Consider the following 20,644-nt stretch of genomic DNA (forward strand, 5'->3'; position numbering starts at 1 on the left):
CATGAAACGCAAAGGTATTATCCTCGCTGGCGGCTCCGGCACCCGCCTCCATCCAGCCACGCTGGCGATCAGCAAGCAATTGCTGCCGGTGTTCGACAAGCCGATGATCTACTACCCGCTCAGCACCCTGATGCTGGCAGGTATCCGCGATATCCTGGTCATCTCGACGCCGCAGGACACCCCGCGCTTCCAGCAGTTGCTGGGCAACGGCGAACAGTGGGGCTTGAACCTGCAGTACGCCGTGCAGGAATCGCCGGATGGCCTGGCGCAGGCTTTCATCATCGGCGAGCGCTTCATTGGCGACGACTTGTCGGCGCTGGTGCTGGGCGATAACATTTTTTACGGCCACGACTTCCAGGACTTGCTGGGCAATGCCATGGCGCGCGACGAAGGCGCCAGCGTCTTTGCCTACCATGTGCAGGATCCTGAGCGCTACGGCGTCGCCGAATTCGACGCGCAGCGGCGCGTGCTGTCGCTGGAAGAAAAGCCGGCCAAGCCAAAGTCGAACTACGCGGTAACTGGCCTGTACTTCTATGACAACCAGGTTGTCGAGCTGGCCAGGAGCCTGAAACCATCGCCGCGCGGCGAGCTGGAAATCACCGACCTGAACCGCCTGTACCTGGAGCGCGGCCAGCTCAATGTCGAAATCATGGGCCGCGGCTATGCCTGGCTCGATACCGGCACCCACGAGTCTTTGCTGGAAGCCAGCCAGTTCATCGCCACCCTGGAGAACCGCCAGGGCCTGAAGGTGGCCTGCCCAGAGGAAATTGCCTTCCGCCAGGACTGGATTGATACGGCAGGGCTGGAACAGTTGGCCCGGCCGCTGGCCAAGAACGGCTATGGCCAATACTTGTTGCGCATCCTGGAAGAGAAGGTGTATTGATGAATGTGACCCGCTTGCGTATCCCCGAGGTCTTGCTGCTGGAACCGAAAGTGTTCGGCGACGAGCGCGGTTTTTTCTACGAGAGCTTCAACCAGGCCCGCTTCGACGAAGCGGTGGGCAGGTGCGTGCACTTCGTGCAGGATAACCACTCGCGCTCGGCCAAGGGCGTGCTGCGCGGCCTGCATTACCAGATCCAGCAGGCGCAAGGCAAGCTGGTGCGTGTTGTCAGTGGCAGCGTGTTCGATGTGGCGGTTGACCTGCGCAAGAGCTCGCCAACCTTCGGCCAGTGGGTCGGGGAAATCCTGAGTGCCGAGAATAAGCGTCAGCTGTGGGTGCCGGAAGGCTTCGGCCATGGCTTTGTCGTGCTCAGCGACAGCGCCGAGTTCCTGTACAAGACCACCGACTACTATGCGCCGCAGTATGAGCGCAGCATCGCCTGGAATGATGCCGAGCTGGCGATCGACTGGCAGTTCGACGGCAGCCCGGTGCTGTCGGCCAAGGATGCCCAGGGCACGCCCTTGCGTGAAGCCGAGGTCTTTGCCTGATGCAGAATTTCTCGATCGCGCCGGCCGAGATGGCCGGCAGCGTGTGGCGTCACCGCACCTTGCTGCGTTCGCTGGTCCAGCGTGAAGTGGTAGGCCGCTACCGCGGCTCGTTCATGGGGATCCTGTGGTCGTTTTTCAATCCGGTGTTCATGCTGCTGGTGTACACCTTCGTCTTCAGCGTGGTGTTCAAGGCGCGCTGGCAGGCCGGCAGCGCCTCGAAGACGGAATTTGCGCTGGTGCTGTTTGCCGGCCTGATCGTGTTCAACCTGTTTGCTGAGTGCGTCAACCGGGCGCCGGGACTGGTGCTGGCTAACGTCAACTACGTCAAGAAAGTGGTGTTCCCGCTGGAGATCCTGCCGTGGGTCGGGCTGGGATCGGCCCTGTTCCATGCGGCGATCAGCCTGGCCGTGTGGCTGCTGGCCTATGCACTGCTGTTTGGCGTACCGCACGTGACAGTGTTGCTGCTGCCACTGGTGCTGCTGCCGCTGCTGCTGCTGATTATCGGGCTGGGCCTGGCGCTGGCATCGCTCGGGGTCTACCTGCGCGACGTGGCGCAATTCATCGGCATCGTCACCACGGTGCTGATGTTCCTGTCGCCGATTTTCTATCCGGCCAGTGCGTTGCCCGAAGAGTACCGCCACCTGCTGCTGCTCAATCCCCTGACCCTGGTCATCGAGCAGGCGCGCGACGTGCTGTTCTGGGGCCGGGTGCCGGACCTGGCGACCTGGGCCGTATACCTGCTGTGTTCGTCGGTGCTGGCCTGGCTGGGCTTTGCCTGGTTCCAGAAGACGAGAAAGGGATTTGCCGATGTCCTCTGATATCGCCATCAAGGTCGAGAACCTGAGCAAGTGCTTCCAGATCTATGACAAACCGCATGACCGCCTGAAGCAGGCTATTCTTCCGCGCCTGCACCGCCTGGCCGGTGGTCACGGCGGCCAACAGTATTTCCGCGAATTCTGGGCCCTAAAGGGACTGAGCTTTGAGGTCGGGCGCGGTGAGACAGTCGGCATCATCGGTCGCAACGGCAGCGGTAAATCGACGCTGCTGCAAATGATTTGCGGCACGCTCAACCCGACTGGCGGCACGATCAGTACGCACGGCCGCATCGCGGCCCTACTGGAACTGGGTTCCGGCTTCAATCCCGAATTCACCGGACGTGAGAACGTCTATATGAACGCTGCCGTCCTGGGGCTGAGCCACAACGAAACGGAGGCACGCTTCGACGCCATCTTGGCGTTTGCCGACATCGGCGAGTTTATCGAACAGCCGGTCAAGACCTACTCAAGCGGCATGCTGGTGCGGCTGGCCTTTGCCGTGATCGCACACGTCGATGCCGACATCCTGGTGGTGGATGAAGCCTTGTCGGTGGGCGACGCCTTCTTCACGCAGAAATGCATGCGTTTCCTGCGCAACTTCATGAAGACCGGCACCGTGCTGTTCGTCAGCCACGATACCGCTGCCGTGACCAACCTGTGCACGCGCGCCATCCTGCTCGAAGATGGAGCCGTCGCCATGCAGGGCCATCCCAAGGATGTCATCGAGCGCTACTTGGCATCATTATATGAAACGGCACAGGATGACTCCCCAGCCGGAGCCGAGGCACCGACCAAGCCGGATGCGGCAGTGGCCACCGACTACCGTGACATGCGGACGGCGCTGTTCAACGGCTCGACCTTGCGCAACGATATCGAGGTGTTCCAGTTTGAGCCTGACGAGCAGCAGGCCGGATTCGGCAGCGGGGCCGCCGCAATCACCTCGGTTCGCCTGCTCGACGAGAGCGCCGCTCCACTGTCATGGGTCGTGGGCGGCGAAAATGTCATCCTCGAGATCTGCTGCCGGGCTAGCCGAGCGGTACGCCCGATTATCGGCTTCGTGGTGCGCGACCGTCTGGGCCAGGTCGTTTTTGCTGACAATACCTATTTGGCCTACCAATTCGATGCGCCGCTGGTGGGACCAGGCGAAGACGTGGTGGCGCGTTTTGAGTTCCGCATGCCGGTATTGCCGTCGGGAGACTACAGTTTTTCTCCCGCCATCGCCGAAGGTACCCAGGACGAACATGTGCAGCATCATTGGGTCCACGACGCGCTGATGGTGCGCGTGCACGCTAGCTCTGTCTGCCTTGGTCTGATGGGCGTCCCCATGCGCAATATGACCTTATCTGTTTTACCGACTACTGAGACTTTATGAAATTTACAGGGGAACGCTTTATCCCGGAATCAAGTGTGGACGGCGAGTTGGAACATATCCACCGTTACTTGCTGGCCCGCGAGCTGGTGGCGGGCAAACGTGTGCTTGACATCGCTTGCGGCGAAGGCTACGGCTCGCAACTGCTGGCTGAGCGCGCCGCACAGGTGTCGGGCGTCGACATTGCCGCTGAAACCGTCGATCATGCGCGCGCGACTTACGGCGCGGGCAACCTGGAATTCCTGCTCGGCGACTGCGCCGCCATTCCCTTCGAGGCAGGCACTTTTGACGTGGTGGTGAGCTTCGAGACCATCGAACACCATGACCAGCACGAAAAGATGATCAGCGAGATCCGGCGCGTCCTGAAGCCGGACGGGATCCTGGTGATCTCCAGTCCCGATAAGCGCTACTACTCTGATGAGCGCGGCTACGTCAACCAGTTCCACGTCAAGGAGCTGTACCGCGATGAGTTCGTGGGCCTGCTGCGCAATAGTTTTGCCAATGTTGAACTGTATTCACAGCGCCTGCTGTATGGTTCCGCCATCCTGGCCGAAACTGTGGCCCAGCCGGGGCGCACTTACGGTAGGGCGGACGGCGACTTCAGCGTTGCCGACGGCGTGCGCGCGCCACTGTACCTGATTGCCGTGGCCGGGGCGGGTGCCTTGCCGGCCCTGCCGCATGGCGTGTACGAGACCCCGATCGAAAGCAGCGATGCGTTCAAGGAAATGCTGCGCAGTGCAGCAGAACGCGACGGCATGCTGGAGGCTACCAAGGCAGCGTTTGACGACCGCGACGGCCGGCTGGCGCAAGCCACTAGCGAAATTGAGCGCCTGTCGAGCCTGATTTCGGAGGTCAGCGGAACGCTGGTGGCTGTCGTGGCGGACCGCGATTTCCAGCGTGACGGACTGGCGAAACTGGTGGGCGAGCGCGATGCGTTCGCACAGCGGCTGACCGCCGTGCAGGCTGAGCGGGAAGAGCAGGCGCGTGAAATGGCCGCCACACTGGCCGCTGTGGAAGAGCGTACACGGCAACTGGCCGACTCGCTCGGCGAGCGCGATGGTCAGCTGCGGCAGCTGGCTGCCACGGTCGGTGAACGCGACAGTCAGCTGCGCCAGTTGAACGAGCAACTTGGCGATCGGCACAGCCATCTGCTGCAGGCCAACACGGCGCTGGGCGAGCGCGAGGGCCAGTTGCGGCAGGCCGAAGCAGCCTTGGGTGAGCGCGATGCCCGATTGCGTCAAGCACACGAGGCTCTCGATGCGTGCAACAGCCAGCTCAGGCAGGCGGCCGAAATGCTCGGCGAGCGTGACCAGCAGTTGCGCCAGTTGACCGTCGAACTGGCCGAGCGCGCCAGCCAGATCGGTCAGGTGGAGATGGCGCGCAGTGTCGTGGCGCTCGAATCGGAGACCCGGCGCGCCAGCATGGAGCAACTACAAGCACGGATCGCGCAACTCGACAGCGAGCGCGCTAGCGATATGGTGGCGATGGAGGCCAAATTGAAGGAGCGCGATGCGATGAATGACAAACTGGCGGCGGCCATGGCCGACCTGTACCGATCCAAGTCCTGGCGCGTGACGGCACCATTGCGCGCGATGACGCGCCTGTTGGGTAAGGTCAAGCGTCGCGCCAACCTGGCCCGCCAGGCGGCGCCCTCGGCAAGCGCGGCCGCAGCGGTGCCGCTGGCGGCGAACCCGGCCGGCGCAGAAAACAAGCCCTTCCGCATCCTGCTGGTTAGCTATTACTGCCCGACCCGCGCCCACGCAGGCGGCTTGCGCATTCTCGACATGTACGCCCTGATCCGGCAAAAGTGCCCGCATGTGCAGATCGACCTGCTGACCCATCACCGCCCATCGATTGATTGGTCGATCGATGACTTGCCGAAGATCTTCCATAACGTGTATCTGTCGCCGGTCGAGGACTTGACACCGCTCGGACTGGCGGCTTTGCGCGGCTCGGTACTCCCTTACGACGTGGTGGACCTTCAATTCCACCAGAGCGGCTACCATATCGATGCTTTCCGCGCGATTGGCGGCAAAATCCTGTTTACGCCAATGGAAGCCCAGACCAAGGTGCTGTTGCTCGACCTGCGCGCCAAATTCAGCCAGAGTTACGGCATGCGCCTGCTGAAATTCGCATCGGCCATCCGCACTGCGGCGGTTGAGATTGGCTTCACGCAAAAGGCTGACGACGTGGTCTGCGTTTCGCGCGCCGACGCCGCCTTCCTGCGTGCGGTGACTGGCTCGCACCATATCCGCTGGGTCGACACTGGCGTTTCGTCGTTCGAGTTTGCCGAAGCGCTGACGCCTGGCTTCGTCCCGCCCCCGGCTGCCGAGCGCACCTGCCGCGTGCTATATGTCGCCTATTTCGGCTCCGAGACCAACGTCAATGCCTTGCGCTGGTACCTTGACCATGTCCATCCGCAGATCAAGGCCAGCGTTCCCGGCTATGTGCTGACGGTGGTCGGCCGTGGCGATATGACGCCGTTTGCTGCCTATCACGATGAGAGCATCGAGTTCGTCGGCGAGGTGCCGGCGATTGCGCCACATATCGCCGATGCGCGGGTCTGTATCGCACCGGCCCTGAGCGGCTCCGGCTTCCGCGGCAAGGTCAACCAGTACGCGGTACTGGGCTGCCCGAGCGTGGTCTCGCCGATTGCCGCCAAGGGCCTGGCCTACCAGGACGGCATCGATGTTTTCATCGCCGAGACCCCGCAGGCATTTGCGCAACGCTGCGTGCAATTGCTGACCGATATGGAGCTGAACGACCGCATGGGACAGGCTGCGCGCAAGCTGTGCATGGAGCGTTATTCATGGGAATCGAAGTGGCCGGTAATCCGCCGCCTTTATCAATTGGAGAATCAGGCATGAACATGGCGCAGCCCAAAGTAAGCGTGCTGGTGCCGTCGTATAACCACGGCAAGTATATTCGCGAACGCATCGAGTCGATCGTCAACCAGACTTATGGCAATGTCGAGCTGATCGTGATCGACGATTGTTCGGAAGACGACTCGGACCGCGTGATCCGGGAACTTCAGGCAGCCCACGGCTTTCGCTACCTGCCTAACGAACGCAACTCCGGCACACCTTTTGCCGCGTGGGAGCGGATCTGCACGCTGGCTAGCGGCGAGTACATCTGGGTGTGTGAAAGCGATGACGTCGCCGAGCCGACCTTCCTCGAAACCGCAGTCGCGGCCTTGCAGGCGGAACCGGCAGCGGCCCTGTTTTACAGCAGTTCGCTGGTCATCAACGAAGCCAGTGAAACCATTGGTCACACCGACAGCTATTTCCACGAAGTCTGGAAAGACACGCGTTGGGATGCCGATTTCCATACCGACGGCCTGCGCGAGCTGGTGCAATACCAGTTGCGCGGCCAGACCGTTCCCAATATGAGCTCGGCGCTGTTTACTGCGGCCTCGTTCCGCGCCGCGTTCACGCCGTTCCTGCGCCGCCTGCGCCTAACTGGTGATTGGTTGTTTGTCGGCGATGTGATGAAGCACGGCAAGGTGGTGTTCCATCATGGAGCGCTGAGCCGCTTCCGCAAGCATGCCGTGACGTCGCGCGTGCGGGTCAAGTCGGCCCGTTCGCAAGCCGAATTCATCTTGACCAAATACCGCCTGTTCCGAGGCAGTGGCCAGCCGCTGGCTGCCTTTGCGCCACTGATTGGTACCGATGTGGTGCGTTTCCTGTACGAGCCGGCCAGTTGGTTCGACGTGCTCAAGGCATTGCTGCAAGTGTCGTGGCGCGACACATTCGCCGCCGGCGGCTTGCTGTTGCTGTCGACCAGTAAGAACAAGAGTTACCTGAACAAATTCAAAGAACGTTATATTCACGCCAAGAAATGGAGAACTGATGAACAATCCCATCACGATTAACCCTGACGCAAGCATCCTGATTACCGGCGGCACCGGCTTGGTTGGCCGGGCATTGGTGCGGGCGCTGCAGGAGGAAGGTTTCAGCAAGATTACTGCGATCGGCAGCCGCGATTGCGACCTGCGCGATGTGGCAGCAGTGACGCGCTTGATGGAGCAGGTGAAGCCCGAATACGTGTTCCACCTGGCGGCGCGCGTGCATGGACTGGGTGGCAACCTGCGCTACAAGTCGGACATTCTGGTGGACAACGTCCTGATCAATACGAACGTGGTGGAACAGGCGCGCCGCGCCGGCGTGAAAAAGATTGTGGCCATGGGGTCGGGCTGCGTTTATCCCGAGCTCAAGGGCCAGCAGGAATTGTTCGAGAACCAGGTATGGATCGGTCCTCCGCATGGGTCCGAAGATTCCTATGCCCATTCCAAGCGGCTGATGATGGCGCAGCTGGAAGCGGCCCGTGAACAGTACGGCCTGTCGTCGGCCTTTGTCATCAGCGGCAACCTGTACGGCCCGCACGACAGCTTCAATATCGAAGAAGGTCATGTGACGCCTTCGCTGGTGGCGAAGTTCTTTGCTGCCCGTCGCGCCGGCACCGCCGTGCGCGTGTGGGGCAGCGGCGTGGCGATCCGCGACTTCTCGTACTGCGATGACACGGCGGCGGCGCTGATCGCCATCTGGCGCAATCTGGAGGGCGCGGTGAACCTCGGTAGTGGCCAACGCCATCCGATTCGCGACATCGTCGACACCCTGCACGAACTGACTGGCGTGCCGGTCGAATGGGATGCTAGCAAGCCGGATGGCCAGCTGGTGCGTTTCTACAACCTGGACCGCTTGCATGGCACCGGCTTCAAGGCCAAGGTGGCGCTGGCTGATGGCGTGCGCCGCACTTACGAATGGTACGAACAGAACTGGGAAACCGCACGCAAATGAAGACTATGACTACTAAGATGAAATATGCAGCCCTGCTGGTGGCTGGCGTGTTGCTGGCGGCCTGCCAGGACAAGCCGGCGCCGGCTCCCGCCAGCGCCGCTGCTCCCGCCAGCGCCGCTGCTCCCGCCAGCGCCGCTGCTCCCGCCAGCGCCCCAGCCGCGCCAGCGGCCGAAGACTTCAGCAAGATTACCAATCGCCTGGAAGGCGTCGCCTTTGGCGGCGTCGATGCGATCAACGGCGCAGTCCTGAAAGCTGGCGCAACGGTGTCCGTCAAGGGCGACAAGATTGAAATTGCCGGCAACTATGTCGACGCGGTGAAGGGTGAGGCGGCAGCGGGCGTAGTAGTTATGATCGGCGGCAAGCCGTTTACCGCCATCTACGGTGGCGAACGTCCCGACATCGCTAAAGCCCACAGCAATCCCAAGTACCTGAAAAGCCAGTTCTACCTCGAGGTTCCGGCCTCGGCCATTGACAAGGGAACGCAAGAGTTGTCGGTGCACGTGATTGCCAGCGACCGCTCGGGCTATTACGACAGCGGCGTAGTCGCCAAGATCGACTTGCAATAAGCGATTGTGCGACACGGCGGCCTTGGTGGGCCGCCGTTTGTTTGCTATCATTATTCGTTAATTTTCTTACCAACACACTGAATTTAGAGGCGCCAACATGACCAAGAAACGAGTATTTATCACGGGAATTACCGGCATGGTCGGCTCCCATCTGGTCGATTTCCTGCTCGAGGAAACCGATTGGGAAATCTTTGGCCTGACGCGCTGGCGCAGCCCGCTGGACAATATTTCCCACCTGCTGCCACGCATTAATGCCAACGACCGCGTGCACCTGCTGTACGGCGACCTGCGCGACTACTTGTCGATCCACGAAGCGGTCAAAAAAGCCAAGCCGGACTATGTCTTCCACCTGGCTGCGCAAAGCTATCCGAAAACCAGCTTCGATTCGCCGCTGGACACGCTGGAAACCAACGTGCAAGGCACTGCCAATGTGCTGGAAGCGCTGCGCAAGAACGATATCAAGGCCGTTACCCACGTGTGCGCCTCGTCCGAAGTGTTCGGCCGCGTGCCAAAAGAGAAGCTGCCTATCGACGAGGAGTGCACCTTCCACCCGGCATCGCCCTATGCGATTTCGAAAGTGGGCACCGACCTGATCGGCCGCTACTACGCCGAAGCCTACGACATGACTGTGATGACAACCCGCATGTTCACGCACACCGGCCCGCGCCGTGGCGATGTCTTCGCTGAGTCGACCTTCGCCAAGCAGATCGCCATGATCGAAGCTGGCCTGATCCCACCGGTAGTCAAGACCGGTAACCTCGATTCGCTGCGCACCTTCGCGGACGTGCGTGACGCCGTGCGCGCCTACTACATGCTGGTCACGATCAACCCGACCCCGGCAGCCTACTACAATATCGGCGGCACTTATACCTGCAGCATTGCCGACATGCTGAAGACGCTGATTTCGATGTCGACCGTCAAGGATATCCGCGTCGAAACCGATCCGGAACGCCTGCGCCCGATCGACGCTGACCTGCAAGTGCCGAACTGCGCCAAGTTCAAGGCCCACACTGGATGGGAACCGCAGATTTCGTTCGAACAGACCATGCGCGACCTGCTTGAATACTGGCGCGCGCGCATCAAGTCCGGCCAGGGCTATCTGACTCGTTGAGGACGCTATGACTGTTATCCGTGCCCGCGCCCCGCTGCGCCTCGGCTTGGCCGGTGGCGGCACCGATGTCGCCCCGTATTGTGACCTGTACGGCGGCCACGTGCTGAATGCAACCATCGACCGCTACGCCTATGCAGTCATCAAGACGCTTGACGAGCCGGTCGTGCGCTTCTCGGCGACCGACCAGCAAGCCGAGAAATTGCTGGCCGTGTCACATCCGCTGGAGCTCAATGGCAAGCTCGATTTGCACAAGGCGGTGTACAACGAGATGATCCGCGTTTACAACAATGGCGTGCCGATCGCGCTGGAGCTGAGCACGTTCTGCGACGCCCCGGCCGGTTCCGGCCTGGGCTCCTCGTCGACCCTGGTCGTAACGATGATCCGCGCCTTCGTTGAACTGCTCAACCTGCCGCTTGACGACTACACGATCGCCAGCATGGCGTACAAGATCGAACGCGTCGATTGCGGTTTGCAGGGCGGGCGCCAGGACCAGTACTCGGCCACTTTCGGCGGCTTCAACTTCATGGAGTTCTACGCCGACCGCACGGTCGTCAATCCGCTGCGTATCAAGCCTTGGATCCTGTGCGAGCTCGAGGCGTCGCTTGTGCTGTTCTACACCGGGGTGTCGCGCGAATCGGCCAAGATCATCGCTGACCAGAGCCGCAACGTGGAAGCAGGTCTGGTCGACCGCACGGAAGCGATGCACGGCATCAAGCGCGAAGCGCTGGTCATGAAGGAATGTCTGCTGCGCGGCGATTTCGACGGGATCGTCGAGTCGATGCGTGAAGGCTGGGAGAACAAGAAGCGTTCCGCCAACACGGTCTCGAACTCGCATATCGAAGAAATCTACAACGCTGCGATCGGGGCTGGCGCACTGGCGGGCAAGGTGTCGGGCGCCGGCGGCGGCGGATTCATGATGTTCTTCGTGCCGCCGGATAAGCGCATGGACGTCATCCGCACCCTGAAACAATTCGATGGTCAGGTAAGCAACTGCCATTTCACCAAACACGCAGCACAAGCATGGAGAGTGTAATGAAGGAATATATCAGCGCCCAGATCGCCGAAGCGCAACGCGTGATGGCCGCCATGCTGGCCGACCAGGCCTTGCAGCAAACTATGGCCGCAGCCGCCGAGACTTGCATCGCCTGTATGAAAAATGGCGGCAAGCTGCTGCTGGCTGGTAACGGCGGCAGCGCCGCTGACGCCCAGCACATCGCGGGCGAGTTTGTCAGCCGCTTTGCCTTCGACCGTCCAGGCCTGCCAGCCATCGCGCTGACCACGGACACTTCGATCTTGACCGCCATTGGCAATGATTACGGCTATGAAAAGCTGTTCACGCGCCAGGTGCAGGCACACGGAGACAAGGGTGACGTTTTCATCGCCTATTCCACTTCTGGCAAGTCGCCCAACATCCTGGCAGCGCTGGTCGAGGCCCGCAGCCGCGGCCTGATCTGCATTGGCCTGACCGGCAATCGCGGCGGCCCGATGCGTGAACTGTGCGACCACCTGTTCGAAGTGCCGTCGTCGGATACGCCGAAAATCCAGGAAGGCCACCTGGTGCTGGGCCACATCCTGTGTGGCCTGATTGAAAACGCCTTGTTCACCCCACCGCAGTAATGGAAGCAATCGTCCTCGCAGGCGGGTTTGGCACCCGCCTGAGGCAAGCGGTCCCCGACTTGCCGAAACCGATGGCGCCGATTGCCGGCCGTCCTTTCCTCGACATCCTGCTGCGCTCCCTGGCCGACAAGGACTTCAGCCGCGTGGTGCTGTCGCTTGGCTACATGTCGGAGAAAATCATCGCGCATTTCGGCCCCAGCCATGCCGGCATGGAACTGGTGTACACGGTCGAGCAGTCGCCGCTGGGCACCGGCGGCGCAGTGCGCCTGGCAATGGCGAAATGCCAGCAGGATCATGTCTTCGTGTTCAATGGCGACACCTATCTTGACTTGGAAATCGATGCCGTGGAAAGCCAATGGCAAATCCGGCGTGAACCGATCATCGTCGGGCGCGCCGTGCCGGATACCGCACGCTATGGCCGCCTCGCGACCGACGGCGCCCGGGTCACCGGTTTTGCCGAAAAAGGCGCCGGCGGACCAGGCCTGATCAATGGCGGCACGTATGTGTTGAACCGCGGGCAGTTGGACGGGTTCGCTCTGGAGCAGGCGTTTTCGCTGGAAACCGACTATCTGATGCCGGAACTGGCGCGCAGGCCCTTCGACTTGTTCGTCACGGCCGGGCACTTCATCGATATTGGTGTGCCGGACGATTTTGCCCGCGCACAGACCGAACTGGCAGGACTCTGAGCGATGGCGCGTCCTGCCCTGTTCCTGGATCGCGATGGCGTGATCAATGTCGATCACACCTACGTGTATCAGAAGGAGAACTTCGATTTCATCGAAGGCATTTTTGAACTGGTCGCCGCCGCCAAGCGCGCCGGTTATCTGGTGGTGGTCGTCACCAACCAGGCCGGCATTGGCCGCGGCTATTACACGCCGGAAGATTTTCACCTGCTGATGGACTGGGTGGGGGAGCAGTTTGCCCAACGGGGCGGCACCTTGGATGGCGTCTACTTCTGTCCGCACCACCCGGAACACGGCATCGGAACCTACAAACAGGATAGCCAGGACCGCAAGCCGGGGCCGGGCATGCTGCTGCGCGCCGCGCGCGAACTCGATATCGACCTGGCGCGTTCGCTGATGGTGGGCGACAAGGCGTCCGACGCCCAGGCCGGCCAGGCAGCCGGTTTGACCAGGCTATATTATTTCGGCAACGATGGCGACCATGGTCCTGCTGAGCCGATTGCCCGCCTCGCCGACCTGATTCCATATCTGGAAAAAACATGCGATATCTAGATGGCGCGCTTTCTTCGCGCCAGAATAACTTTGACCTGATCCGGTTGCTCGCTGCGGCACTAGTTATCTACGGACACACGTTCACCTTTGTGGCCAACTCCGGCGCACGCGATATTATCCGTGTACTGACTGGCTTCGATTCCGGCGATCTGGCCGTGAAAAGCTTCTTCTTCCTGAGCGGGCTGCTGGTCACCAATTCGATCATCGAGGGCAAGTCGCTCAAGAAATACGTGGTGTCGCGCTTGTTCAGGATCATGCCGGCGCTGCTGTTCATGCTGCTAATCGTCACGTTCTGCATCGGGACGGCGCTTACCACGCTGCCACTTGGCGACTATTTGGTCCACTCCGGCACTTACCGTTTCTTCGTCAAGATGTCCTTGTTTGGCGGCTGGGGCGCAGTGGGCGGCGGCTACCATCAGTTGCCGGGGGTGTTTGAAGCTAGCCCTGCTTCCGGCAGCGTCAACGTGCCGCTCTGGACCCTGACGGTCGAAGTATTTTCCTATGCGCTGATCTTGGCTCTGTTCGCGCTCGGCCTGCTCCAGAAACGCGTAACCCTGGTGCTGGCCCTGGTGATCATTGGCGATTCGATGCTTGGCAAACCGGTGCTGTTCTACTTCTTGCCCGATACCTTGGATCATCGTTTCACGCCATTCTGCTTCGCGCTGGGTGGACTGTGCGCGGTGTACAAGCAGGAGGTTTCGGTATCCTTCCTGATGCCGTTTGGTTTTGGATTGCTGTACGTTCTCTTCAGGGGGGCGGTGTGGGATGACTATGTCTTCTATGCGGCCGTGTTCTCGACCATCCTGGCGGTCGCCTGCGCCCCGCAGGTGGTCAAGCTCAAGCTCAAGGGCGATATTTCCTACGGCCTGTATCTGTGGGGCTGGCCATTGCAGCAATTGGTGTTGTTCATGTGGCCGGGCATTTCGTTTGCTATGCACTTGCTGCTGTCCCTGGTGTCAGCCACGCTGATGGCAATCGTTTCCTGGAAGCTGGTTGAAAGGCCGGCGATGGATCTGGCGCGCAAACTACTGAACCTTTCCATGACACGGTCAGCGGCCGGCGTACCGGAGCCGGCAATCAAGAAGGTCGGCTGAACCGATTCGCCCTGCGCCATCGGCCAATAGCCACGCTGGCCGCTGGTCGGCATGGCTTTTTGGCGGGGCGTCGCTTGGGAGATGTCTGGCTGTGACCGGCAGTTTCTTCCCAAAGATGAAAGGTTGACACGGTTGAAGCAGTTTTGTTGCGCTTGAGTCAAAATGTTAGAATGTTGGCCGAATTTAGGCGATGCAAACGGAATGCTTGCGGTGCTTCAATGGCGACAATTTTAAGATCTGACCCTATGGCTATTTTGGTAACCGGCGGCGCAGGCTTCATTGCCAGCAATTTTGTGCAGGACTGGCTGGCGCAATCGGATGAAGCCTTGCTCAACCTCGACATCCTGAGCTACGCCGGCTACCGCAACTGGATTGAGAAGCAATACGCATGAAGATTCTGCTGATCGGTAAAAATGGCCAGGTCGGGCAGGAATTGCAGCGAACCTTGTTGCCATTGGGTGAATTGGTAGCGTTAGGCCGCGACGGGCTTGACCTGGGCGACCTCGCGGCCGTCAGGCAAGTGCTGGCGGAGCAGGGCGCCAACGTGGTCGTCAACGCCTCGGCCTACACGGCAGTCGACCGCGCCGAGGCTGACGAAGCCGGTGCCATGGCTGTCAACGCCGCCGCTGTCGGCGCGATGGCGGCGTACGCGCGCGAGCACGGCGCCTTGCTGGTGCATTACTCGACCGACTACGTGTTCGATGGCGACAAGACCGAACCTTATGTGGAAGACGACGCCACCGCGCCGCAAAGCGCCTACGGCCGCAGCAAGCGCGCCGGCGAGGAAGCGATCCTGGCCAGCGGCTGCAAGGCCCTGGTGTTTCGTACCAGCTGGGTGTTTTCGGCCCATGGCGGCAACTTCATCAAGACCATGCTGCGCCTGGCCGGCGAGCGCAATCAATTGAACGTGGTGGCCGACCAGGTCGGCGCGCCGACCTCGGCCGAGTTGATCGCCGACGTCACGGCCCTGGCTGTCGCAGCCTATCGCCGCGGCGCCCTGGCTGACGGCATTTACCACCTGACCGCGGCCGGCGCCACCAGCTGGCACGGCCTGGCCAGCTATGCCATCGGGCGTGCCCGGGAGCGGGGCGCCGCCATCAAGGTGGATGCGTCGCAGATCTGTCCGATCCCGACGGAAGCTTATCCCTTGCCTGCCAAGCGCCCGAAGAATTCCCGCCTTGACACCAGCAAGCTGTCCGGCGCCCTCGACCTGCATCTTCCAGACTGGAAGATTCATGTCGACCGCCTTCTCGACCAACTCCCCTGAACGGAAAACCGCATGAAACGCAAAGGTATTATCCTCGCTGGCGGCTCCGGCACCCGCCTCCATCCAGCCACGCTGGCGATCAGCAAGCAATTGCTGCCGGTGTTCGACAAGCCGATGATCTACTACCCGCTCAGCACCCTGATGCTGGCAGGTATCCGCGATATCCTGGTCATCTCGACGCCGCAGGACACCCCGCGCTTCCAGCAGTTGCTGGGCAACGGCGAACAGTGGGGCTTGAACCTGCAGTACGCCGTGCAGGAATCGCCGGATGGCCTGGCGCAGGCTTTCATCATCGGCGAGCGCTTCATTGGCGACGACTTGTCGGCGCTGGTGCTGGGCGATAACATTTTTTACGGCCACGACTTCCAGGACTTGCTGGGCAATGCCATGGCGCGCGACGAAGGCGCCAGCGTCTTTGCCTACCATGTGCAGGATCCTGAGCGCTACGGCGTCGCCGAATTCGACGCGCAGCGGCGCGTGCTGTCGCTGGAAGAAAAGCCGGCCAAGCCAAAGTCGAACTACGCGGTAACTGGCCTGTACTTCTATGACAACCAGGTTGTCGAGCTGGCCAGGAGCCTGAAACCATCGCCGCGCGGCGAGCTGGAAATCACCGACCTGAACCGCCTGTACCTGGAGCGCGGCCAGCTCAATGTCGAAATCATGGGCCGCGGCTATGCCTGGCTCGATACCGGCACCCACGAGTCTTTGCTGGAAGCCAGCCAGTTCATCGCCACCCTGGAGAACCGCCAGGGCCTGAAGGTGGCCTGCCCAGAGGAAATTGCCTTCCGCCAGGACTGGATTGATACGGCAGGGCTGGAACAGTTGGCCCGGCCGCTGGCCAAGAACGGCTATGGCCAATACTTGTTGCGCATCCTGGAAGAGAAGGTGTATTGATGAATGTGACCCGCTTGCGTATCCCCGAGGTCTTGCTGCTGGAACCGAAAGTGTTCGGCGACGAGCGCGGTTTTTTCTACGAGAGCTTCAACCAGGCCCGCTTCGACGAAGCGGTGGGCAGGTGCGTGCACTTCGTGCAGGATAACCACTCGCGCTCGGCCAAGGGCGTGCTGCGCGGCCTGCATTACCAGATCCAGCAGGCGCAAGGCAAGCTGGTGCGTGTTGTCAGTGGCAGCGTGTTCGATGTGGCGGTTGACCTGCGCAAGAGCTCGCCAACCTTCGGCCAGTGGGTCGGGGAAATCCTGAGTGCCGAGAATAAGCGTCAGCTGTGGGTGCCAGAAGGCTTCGGCCATGGCTTTGTCGTGCTCAGCGACAGCGCCGAGTTCCTGTACAAGACCACCGACTACTATGCGCCGCAGTATGAGCGCAGCATCGCCTGGAATGATGCCGAGCTGGCGATCGACTGGCAGTTCGACGGCAGCCCGGTGCTGTCGGCCAAGGATGCCCAGGGCACGCCCTTGCGTGAAGCCGAGGTCTTTGCCTGATGCAGAATTTCTCGATCGCGCCGGCCGAGATGGCCGGCAGCGTGTGGCGTCACCGCACCTTGCTGCGTTCGCTGGTCCAGCGTGAAGTGGTAGGCCGCTACCGCGGCTCGTTCATGGGGATCCTGTGGTCGTTTTTCAATCCGGTGTTCATGCTGCTGGTGTACACCTTCGTCTTCAGCGTGGTGTTCAAGGCGCGCTGGCAGGCCGGCAGCGCCTCGAAGACGGAATTTGCGCTGGTGCTGTTTGCCGGCCTGATCGTGTTCAACCTGTTTGCTGAGTGCGTCAACCGGGCGCCGGGACTGGTGCTGGCTAACGTCAACTACGTCAAGAAAGTGGTGTTCCCGCTGGAGATCCTGCCGTGGGTCGGGCTGGGATCGGCCCTGTTCCATGCGGCGATCAGCCTGGCCGTGTGGCTGCTGGCCTATGCACTGCTGTTTGGCGTACCGCACGTGACAGTGTTGCTGCTGCCACTGGTGCTGCTGCCGCTGCTGCTGCTGATTATCGGGCTGGGCCTGGCGCTGGCATCGCTCGGGGTCTACCTGCGCGACGTGGCGCAATTCATCGGCATCGTCACCACGGTGCTGATGTTCCTGTCGCCGATTTTCTATCCGGCCAGTGCGTTGCCCGAAGAGTACCGCCACCTGCTGCTGCTCAATCCCCTGACCCTGGTCATCGAGCAGGCGCGCGACGTGCTGTTCTGGGGCCGGGTGCCGGACCTGGCGACCTGGGCCGTATACCTGCTGTGTTCGTCGGTGCTGGCCTGGCTGGGCTTTGCCTGGTTCCAGAAGACGAGAAAGGGATTTGCCGATGTCCTCTGATATCGCCATCAAGGTCGAGAACCTGAGCAAGTGCTTCCAGATCTATGACAAACCGCGTGACCGCCTGCTGCAAATGCTGGTGCGCAACCGCAAGCAATACTTCCGCGAATTCTGGGCGGTCCGCGATGTGTCGTTTGAGATCAAGCGTGGTGAAACGGTCGGTATCGTTGGCCGCAACGGCAGCGGCAAATCGACGCTGCTGCAGATTATCTGCGGCACGCTGAATCCGACGCGAGGCAGCGTGCAGACCTCGGGACGCATCGCAGCGCTGCTGGAACTGGGTTCCGGCTTCAATCCCGAATTCACCGGACGTGAAAACGTGTACATGAATGCGGCCGTGCTCGGATTGACCCGGGCCGAGATCGAGGCGCGCTTCGATGATATCCTGGCGTTTGCCGACATCGGCGAGTTTATCGAACAGCCGGTTAAGACCTACTCGAGTGGCATGATGGTGCGCCTGGCCTTTGCGGTGGCAATCAATGTCGACCCGGAGATCTTGATCGTCGATGAAGCGCTGTCGGTGGGGGACGAGCTGTTCCAGCGCAAGTGCTTCTCGCGCATCGAGGCGATCCGAGCTAAGGGAGCGACCATCTTGTTCGTGTCGCACGCCGGCAGTACCGTAGTCGAGCTCTGCGACCAAGCGATCCTGATGGATGCCGGCGAAAAACTGGCAGTGGGCAAACCCAAGCAGATCGTTGGGCGCTACCAGAAGCTGTTGTATGCACCAGCGGACAAGCAGGCTGCAATCCGTGAACAGATCCGGCAGGCGGACTTGCTGCTCGAGGCCTCGGCCAGCCATGTCGCCGACCCGGTTCCCGGGCCGGCCGCGGCGGCAGCCTTCGACGATCGCGAAGAAGAAAGTTTTGATCCGTCTTTGAAGCCGTCCAGCACCATCGCATATGAAATGCGCGGCGCGGAGATTTGTGAACCGAAGATCGTCACCATCGGCGGCAGACAGGTGAACCACCTACGGCGGGGTCGGACCTATCGTTATGTGTACACTGCCAGGTTCGACAGCGACGCACGCAACGTTCGCTTCGGCATGTTGATCAAGACCCTGAGCGGTGTCGAGCTGGGCGGCAGTGTCAGTGCCAACGGTGTCTTTGATCGCATCCCGTTCATTGCCGCAGGGACCGAATTCAAGGTTGAATTCAGGTTCAATTGCAGCCTGAATCCGGGCGTCTATTTCTTGAACGCTGGATTGCAGGGGGAAGTCGACGGTGTTGAAACTTACCTACATCGGCTAATTGATATTGCAATGTTCAGGGTGGCGCCTGAAGTGGACGACCTGGCGACTGGCACCATTGATTTTGCCTGCAGTCCAGACGTCGAACCAATGAATCGAGCGAACTGAAAGGTTAATCATGCCAGATAGCAAAGTTACCAGGCTGTTCATTGTTTTAGGGATGCATCGGAGCGGCACTAGTGCCATCACGCGCGGCTTGTCCGTGCTGGGCGTCGACCTCGGCGACCGCTTGCTTCCGGCGGTGGAGGGCAATAATGCTAAGGGTTTCTGGGAAGATATCGATCTGAATGCCCTCAATATCGAGATGCTGAAATTCCTCGGGCGCGACTGGTCGCACCTGGCGATGATCAGGCCGGCGGAGATCGACAGCTTGCGCCAGCAGGAGTTCTTCCTGCGCGCTGTTGAGCTGGTGCGCAAGAAGATCGGCGGCGCACGCCATTTTGGCTTCAAGGATCCCCGTGTCGCCACCTTGCTGCCGTTTTGGCGCGCGGTGTTTGCCCACTGTGGCTTTGAAGTCAGCTATGTCTTTGCTATGCGCAACCCTTTAAGCGTTGTGCGTTCGCTGGGCAAGCGCGATGGCATTGAAAGCGAACAGAGCTATCTGTTGTGGCTGGCCCATGTCGTGTCCGGCCTCAGTCATAGCACGGGTAGCCCTTGCGTGGTGGTCGATTACGATCGCCTGATGCAGGCACCGGAAGCCGAACTCGCGCGCCTGGCGCGCGCGCTGAAGCTGGAAGTTGATGCCGCGGCCCTGCAACTCTACAAAGAGGATTTCCTGGATGAGAATTTGCGGCACACGCAGTATGTTGCCGAAGATTTGCTGATCGACCCGGCTTGTCCGCAACTGGTACATGAAGTCTATCTGGCCTTGCTTGAAGTTGCCGCCGACCGCCTGACGCTGCAAGATACCGCGCTGCAAACGAAAATCCGCTTGTGGTTCCAGCGATATGAACAGCTGCAGCCCTCTTTGCGCCTTAATGATAAATTACTGGACCAGAAAGCTGCGGCACTGGCCCATAGCTTGCAGCAGGAAGCGCGCATGCGCCAGCTGCAACAGGCGAGCGACGAGCGTTTTGCCGCGCAAGACGCGGCATTGAATGAGCGTGAAGTACGGCTGGCGGCCTTCGATCAGCACCTCAAATCGCTGGATGCGGAAATTGTCGAGCTTCGGCAGGCGCTGGCCGCGCGCGACGGGCAAGTTGCCCAGGCGACGCAGCTCACCGCAGAGCATAGCGACCGAGCCGACGAGATGGCTGCCCTGGTGGCGCTACGCAGCGAAGAGTTGCTGGCGGCGAATGCCGCCGCCGTTGAACGCGACCGCCTGATCGAGGGCTTGCGTGCCGCGCACGCTGACTGTGAGCAGCGTCTGGCGATATTGCATGCAGCGCAGGACGAGCGCGAGACACAATTGAACCAATTGCGTGCCACATTGGCCCAGCGCGAGTCCGATTTGGGCGACCTGCGCACCGCGTTAGCCGCACGCGACACTCAGCTGGAGGCGTTGCGCATCGCAGCGGGTGAACGCGAGCACGCGCTGGAGCAGGCGCGCACTGCCTTGGGTGAAGGGGCGGTTCAACTAGCCGCCACGCGCACGGCCTCGGCCGAATGCCGGGCACAGCTCGAGGCTACCGCCCGCGAAATGGCGCAGTGCGACGAAGCATTGAGCCACAGCAAGGCTGAGCTGGCAAAACTGCAGGACGCCGTAGTCGAGCGGGAACGCCAGATCGCAAGCCTGCGTCAAACCGTACAGTCACTGCTCAGCTCGACCAGTTGGCGTGTGAGTGCGCCGGTGCGCTGGCTGGGCAGCGTGGCGCGCGTCCTCGGCCGGTCTTGAGCGGCCAGA

20 protein-coding genes and 1 pseudogene are annotated in these 20,644 nt (G+C 61.0%); all 21 read left to right on the forward strand.

What is annotated here, in order from left to right:
• The first annotated feature begins 1 nt into the window (after window position 1).
• The 21 genes and pseudogenes from rfbA (ACN9M3_RS05250) (at window position 2) to ACN9M3_RS05350 (ending at window position 20,635) form a co-directional block, all read left to right on the forward strand.
• Window positions 2–883 carry a glucose-1-phosphate thymidylyltransferase RfbA gene (gene rfbA, locus ACN9M3_RS05250; RefSeq protein WP_426320982.1) on the forward strand — a complete coding sequence of 294 codons (882 nt, stop codon included), beginning with the start codon at window positions 2–4 and terminating at the stop codon, window positions 881–883.
• Complete coding sequence (gene rfbC, locus ACN9M3_RS05255; protein WP_426320984.1) at window positions 883–1,428, forward strand: dTDP-4-dehydrorhamnose 3,5-epimerase; 546 nt, start codon at window positions 883–885, stop codon at window positions 1,426–1,428. The genes rfbA (ACN9M3_RS05250) and rfbC (ACN9M3_RS05255) overlap by 1 nt, the downstream gene beginning before the upstream one ends.
• On the forward strand, window positions 1,428–2,246 hold the full coding sequence (locus tag ACN9M3_RS05260; RefSeq protein ID WP_426320986.1) for an ABC transporter permease: 819 nt from the start codon (window positions 1,428–1,430) through the stop codon (window positions 2,244–2,246). Before rfbC (ACN9M3_RS05255) ends, ACN9M3_RS05260 begins: the two co-directional genes overlap by 1 nt.
• A complete protein-coding gene (locus ACN9M3_RS05265) occupies window positions 2,236–3,615 on the forward strand; it encodes an ABC transporter ATP-binding protein (protein WP_426320988.1) in 1,380 nt (459 codons plus the stop codon). Before ACN9M3_RS05260 ends, ACN9M3_RS05265 begins: the two co-directional genes overlap by 11 nt.
• Complete coding sequence (locus ACN9M3_RS05270) at window positions 3,612–6,479, forward strand: methyltransferase domain-containing protein (protein ID WP_426320990.1); 2,868 nt, start codon at window positions 3,612–3,614, stop codon at window positions 6,477–6,479. Before ACN9M3_RS05265 ends, ACN9M3_RS05270 begins: the two co-directional genes overlap by 4 nt.
• A complete protein-coding gene (locus ACN9M3_RS05275; RefSeq protein WP_426320992.1) occupies window positions 6,476–7,483 on the forward strand; it encodes a glycosyltransferase family 2 protein in 1,008 nt (335 codons plus the stop codon). The genes ACN9M3_RS05270 and ACN9M3_RS05275 overlap by 4 nt, the downstream gene beginning before the upstream one ends.
• Entirely contained in the window at window positions 7,461–8,408 is a 948-nt protein-coding gene (locus ACN9M3_RS05280) for an NAD-dependent epimerase/dehydratase family protein (RefSeq protein WP_426320994.1), read from the forward strand. Before ACN9M3_RS05275 ends, ACN9M3_RS05280 begins: the two co-directional genes overlap by 23 nt.
• Before the next feature lie 5 nt (window positions 8,409–8,413).
• On the forward strand, window positions 8,414–8,974 hold the full coding sequence (locus ACN9M3_RS05285; protein WP_426320996.1) for a hypothetical protein: 561 nt from the start codon (window positions 8,414–8,416) through the stop codon (window positions 8,972–8,974).
• 97 nt (window positions 8,975–9,071) lie between these two features.
• The gene (locus tag ACN9M3_RS05290) at window positions 9,072–10,085 is read left to right on the forward strand and encodes a GDP-mannose 4,6-dehydratase (protein ID WP_426320998.1); all 1,014 of its coding nucleotides are present in this window, start codon (window positions 9,072–9,074) and stop codon (window positions 10,083–10,085) included.
• Between the two features lie 7 nt (window positions 10,086–10,092).
• The gene (locus ACN9M3_RS05295) at window positions 10,093–11,118 is read left to right on the forward strand and encodes a dehydrogenase (protein WP_426321000.1); all 1,026 of its coding nucleotides are present in this window, start codon (window positions 10,093–10,095) and stop codon (window positions 11,116–11,118) included.
• The gene (locus ACN9M3_RS05300) at window positions 11,118–11,702 is read left to right on the forward strand and encodes a D-sedoheptulose 7-phosphate isomerase (protein WP_426321002.1); all 585 of its coding nucleotides are present in this window, start codon (window positions 11,118–11,120) and stop codon (window positions 11,700–11,702) included. The genes ACN9M3_RS05295 and ACN9M3_RS05300 overlap by 1 nt, the downstream gene beginning before the upstream one ends.
• The gene (locus ACN9M3_RS05305) at window positions 11,702–12,388 is read left to right on the forward strand and encodes a nucleotidyltransferase family protein (protein ID WP_426321004.1); all 687 of its coding nucleotides are present in this window, start codon (window positions 11,702–11,704) and stop codon (window positions 12,386–12,388) included. Before ACN9M3_RS05300 ends, ACN9M3_RS05305 begins: the two co-directional genes overlap by 1 nt.
• A gap of 3 nt (window positions 12,389–12,391) precedes the next feature.
• Window positions 12,392–12,937: a D-glycero-alpha-D-manno-heptose-1,7-bisphosphate 7-phosphatase gene (locus tag ACN9M3_RS05310; RefSeq protein ID WP_426321006.1), complete on the forward strand. Its 546-nt coding sequence runs from the start codon at window positions 12,392–12,394 to the stop codon at window positions 12,935–12,937.
• Entirely contained in the window at window positions 12,925–14,031 is a 1,107-nt protein-coding gene (locus ACN9M3_RS05315; RefSeq protein WP_426321008.1) for an acyltransferase family protein, read from the forward strand. The genes ACN9M3_RS05310 and ACN9M3_RS05315 overlap by 13 nt, the downstream gene beginning before the upstream one ends.
• Window positions 14,032–14,276: 245 nt before the next feature.
• Window positions 14,277–14,390: pseudogene (locus tag ACN9M3_RS05320) on the forward strand (dTDP-glucose 4,6-dehydratase); the annotation flags it as partial.
• 29 nt (window positions 14,391–14,419) lie between these two features.
• On the forward strand, window positions 14,420–15,298 hold the full coding sequence (gene rfbD / locus ACN9M3_RS05325; RefSeq protein WP_426320980.1) for a dTDP-4-dehydrorhamnose reductase: 879 nt from the start codon (window positions 14,420–14,422) through the stop codon (window positions 15,296–15,298).
• Between the two features lie 12 nt (window positions 15,299–15,310).
• Window positions 15,311–16,192 (forward strand): glucose-1-phosphate thymidylyltransferase RfbA, encoded by an 882-nt coding sequence (gene rfbA, locus ACN9M3_RS05330; RefSeq protein WP_426320982.1) that lies wholly within the window; start codon window positions 15,311–15,313, stop codon window positions 16,190–16,192.
• The gene (rfbC, locus tag ACN9M3_RS05335) at window positions 16,192–16,737 is read left to right on the forward strand and encodes a dTDP-4-dehydrorhamnose 3,5-epimerase (RefSeq protein ID WP_426320984.1); all 546 of its coding nucleotides are present in this window, start codon (window positions 16,192–16,194) and stop codon (window positions 16,735–16,737) included. The genes rfbA (ACN9M3_RS05330) and rfbC (ACN9M3_RS05335) overlap by 1 nt, the downstream gene beginning before the upstream one ends.
• The gene (locus ACN9M3_RS05340) at window positions 16,737–17,555 is read left to right on the forward strand and encodes an ABC transporter permease (RefSeq protein WP_426320986.1); all 819 of its coding nucleotides are present in this window, start codon (window positions 16,737–16,739) and stop codon (window positions 17,553–17,555) included. Before rfbC (ACN9M3_RS05335) ends, ACN9M3_RS05340 begins: the two co-directional genes overlap by 1 nt.
• On the forward strand, window positions 17,545–18,909 hold the full coding sequence (locus ACN9M3_RS05345; RefSeq protein ID WP_426321010.1) for an ABC transporter ATP-binding protein: 1,365 nt from the start codon (window positions 17,545–17,547) through the stop codon (window positions 18,907–18,909). The genes ACN9M3_RS05340 and ACN9M3_RS05345 overlap by 11 nt, the downstream gene beginning before the upstream one ends.
• Window positions 18,910–18,961: 52 nt before the next feature.
• The gene (locus ACN9M3_RS05350) at window positions 18,962–20,635 is read left to right on the forward strand and encodes a hypothetical protein (protein WP_426323686.1); all 1,674 of its coding nucleotides are present in this window, start codon (window positions 18,962–18,964) and stop codon (window positions 20,633–20,635) included.
• The last annotated feature ends 9 nt before the right edge of the window (window positions 20,636–20,644 follow it).

Source organism: Pseudoduganella sp. R-43, from assembly GCF_049913255.1.
Lineage (GTDB): Bacteria > Pseudomonadota > Gammaproteobacteria > Burkholderiales > Burkholderiaceae_D > Rugamonas.

Coding starts and splice junctions, on each gene's coding strand:
- ACN9M3_RS05280 (WP_426320994.1), top strand. CDS start 7,461: ATGAACAATCCCATCACGATTAACCCTGACGCAAGCATCCTGATTACC.
- ACN9M3_RS05290 (WP_426320998.1), top strand. CDS start 9,072: ATGACCAAGAAACGAGTATTTATCACGGGAATTACCGGCATGGTCGGC.
- ACN9M3_RS05345 (WP_426321010.1), top strand. CDS start 17,545: ATGTCCTCTGATATCGCCATCAAGGTCGAGAACCTGAGCAAGTGCTTC.
- ACN9M3_RS05310 (WP_426321006.1), top strand. CDS start 12,392: ATGGCGCGTCCTGCCCTGTTCCTGGATCGCGATGGCGTGATCAATGTC.
- rfbA (WP_426320982.1), top strand. CDS start 2: ATGAAACGCAAAGGTATTATCCTCGCTGGCGGCTCCGGCACCCGCCTC.
- ACN9M3_RS05275 (WP_426320992.1), top strand. CDS start 6,476: ATGAACATGGCGCAGCCCAAAGTAAGCGTGCTGGTGCCGTCGTATAAC.
- ACN9M3_RS05350 (WP_426323686.1), top strand. CDS start 18,962: ATGCATCGGAGCGGCACTAGTGCCATCACGCGCGGCTTGTCCGTGCTG.
- rfbC (WP_426320984.1), top strand. CDS start 16,192: ATGAATGTGACCCGCTTGCGTATCCCCGAGGTCTTGCTGCTGGAACCG.
- ACN9M3_RS05295 (WP_426321000.1), top strand. CDS start 10,093: ATGACTGTTATCCGTGCCCGCGCCCCGCTGCGCCTCGGCTTGGCCGGT.
- rfbA (WP_426320982.1), top strand. CDS start 15,311: ATGAAACGCAAAGGTATTATCCTCGCTGGCGGCTCCGGCACCCGCCTC.
- ACN9M3_RS05270 (WP_426320990.1), top strand. CDS start 3,612: ATGAAATTTACAGGGGAACGCTTTATCCCGGAATCAAGTGTGGACGGC.
- ACN9M3_RS05265 (WP_426320988.1), top strand. CDS start 2,236: ATGTCCTCTGATATCGCCATCAAGGTCGAGAACCTGAGCAAGTGCTTC.
- ACN9M3_RS05285 (WP_426320996.1), top strand. CDS start 8,414: ATGACTACTAAGATGAAATATGCAGCCCTGCTGGTGGCTGGCGTGTTG.
- ACN9M3_RS05315 (WP_426321008.1), top strand. CDS start 12,925: ATGCGATATCTAGATGGCGCGCTTTCTTCGCGCCAGAATAACTTTGAC.
- rfbC (WP_426320984.1), top strand. CDS start 883: ATGAATGTGACCCGCTTGCGTATCCCCGAGGTCTTGCTGCTGGAACCG.
- ACN9M3_RS05305 (WP_426321004.1), top strand. CDS start 11,702: ATGGAAGCAATCGTCCTCGCAGGCGGGTTTGGCACCCGCCTGAGGCAA.
- ACN9M3_RS05260 (WP_426320986.1), top strand. CDS start 1,428: ATGCAGAATTTCTCGATCGCGCCGGCCGAGATGGCCGGCAGCGTGTGG.
- ACN9M3_RS05300 (WP_426321002.1), top strand. CDS start 11,118: ATGAAGGAATATATCAGCGCCCAGATCGCCGAAGCGCAACGCGTGATG.
- ACN9M3_RS05340 (WP_426320986.1), top strand. CDS start 16,737: ATGCAGAATTTCTCGATCGCGCCGGCCGAGATGGCCGGCAGCGTGTGG.
- rfbD (WP_426320980.1), top strand. CDS start 14,420: ATGAAGATTCTGCTGATCGGTAAAAATGGCCAGGTCGGGCAGGAATTG.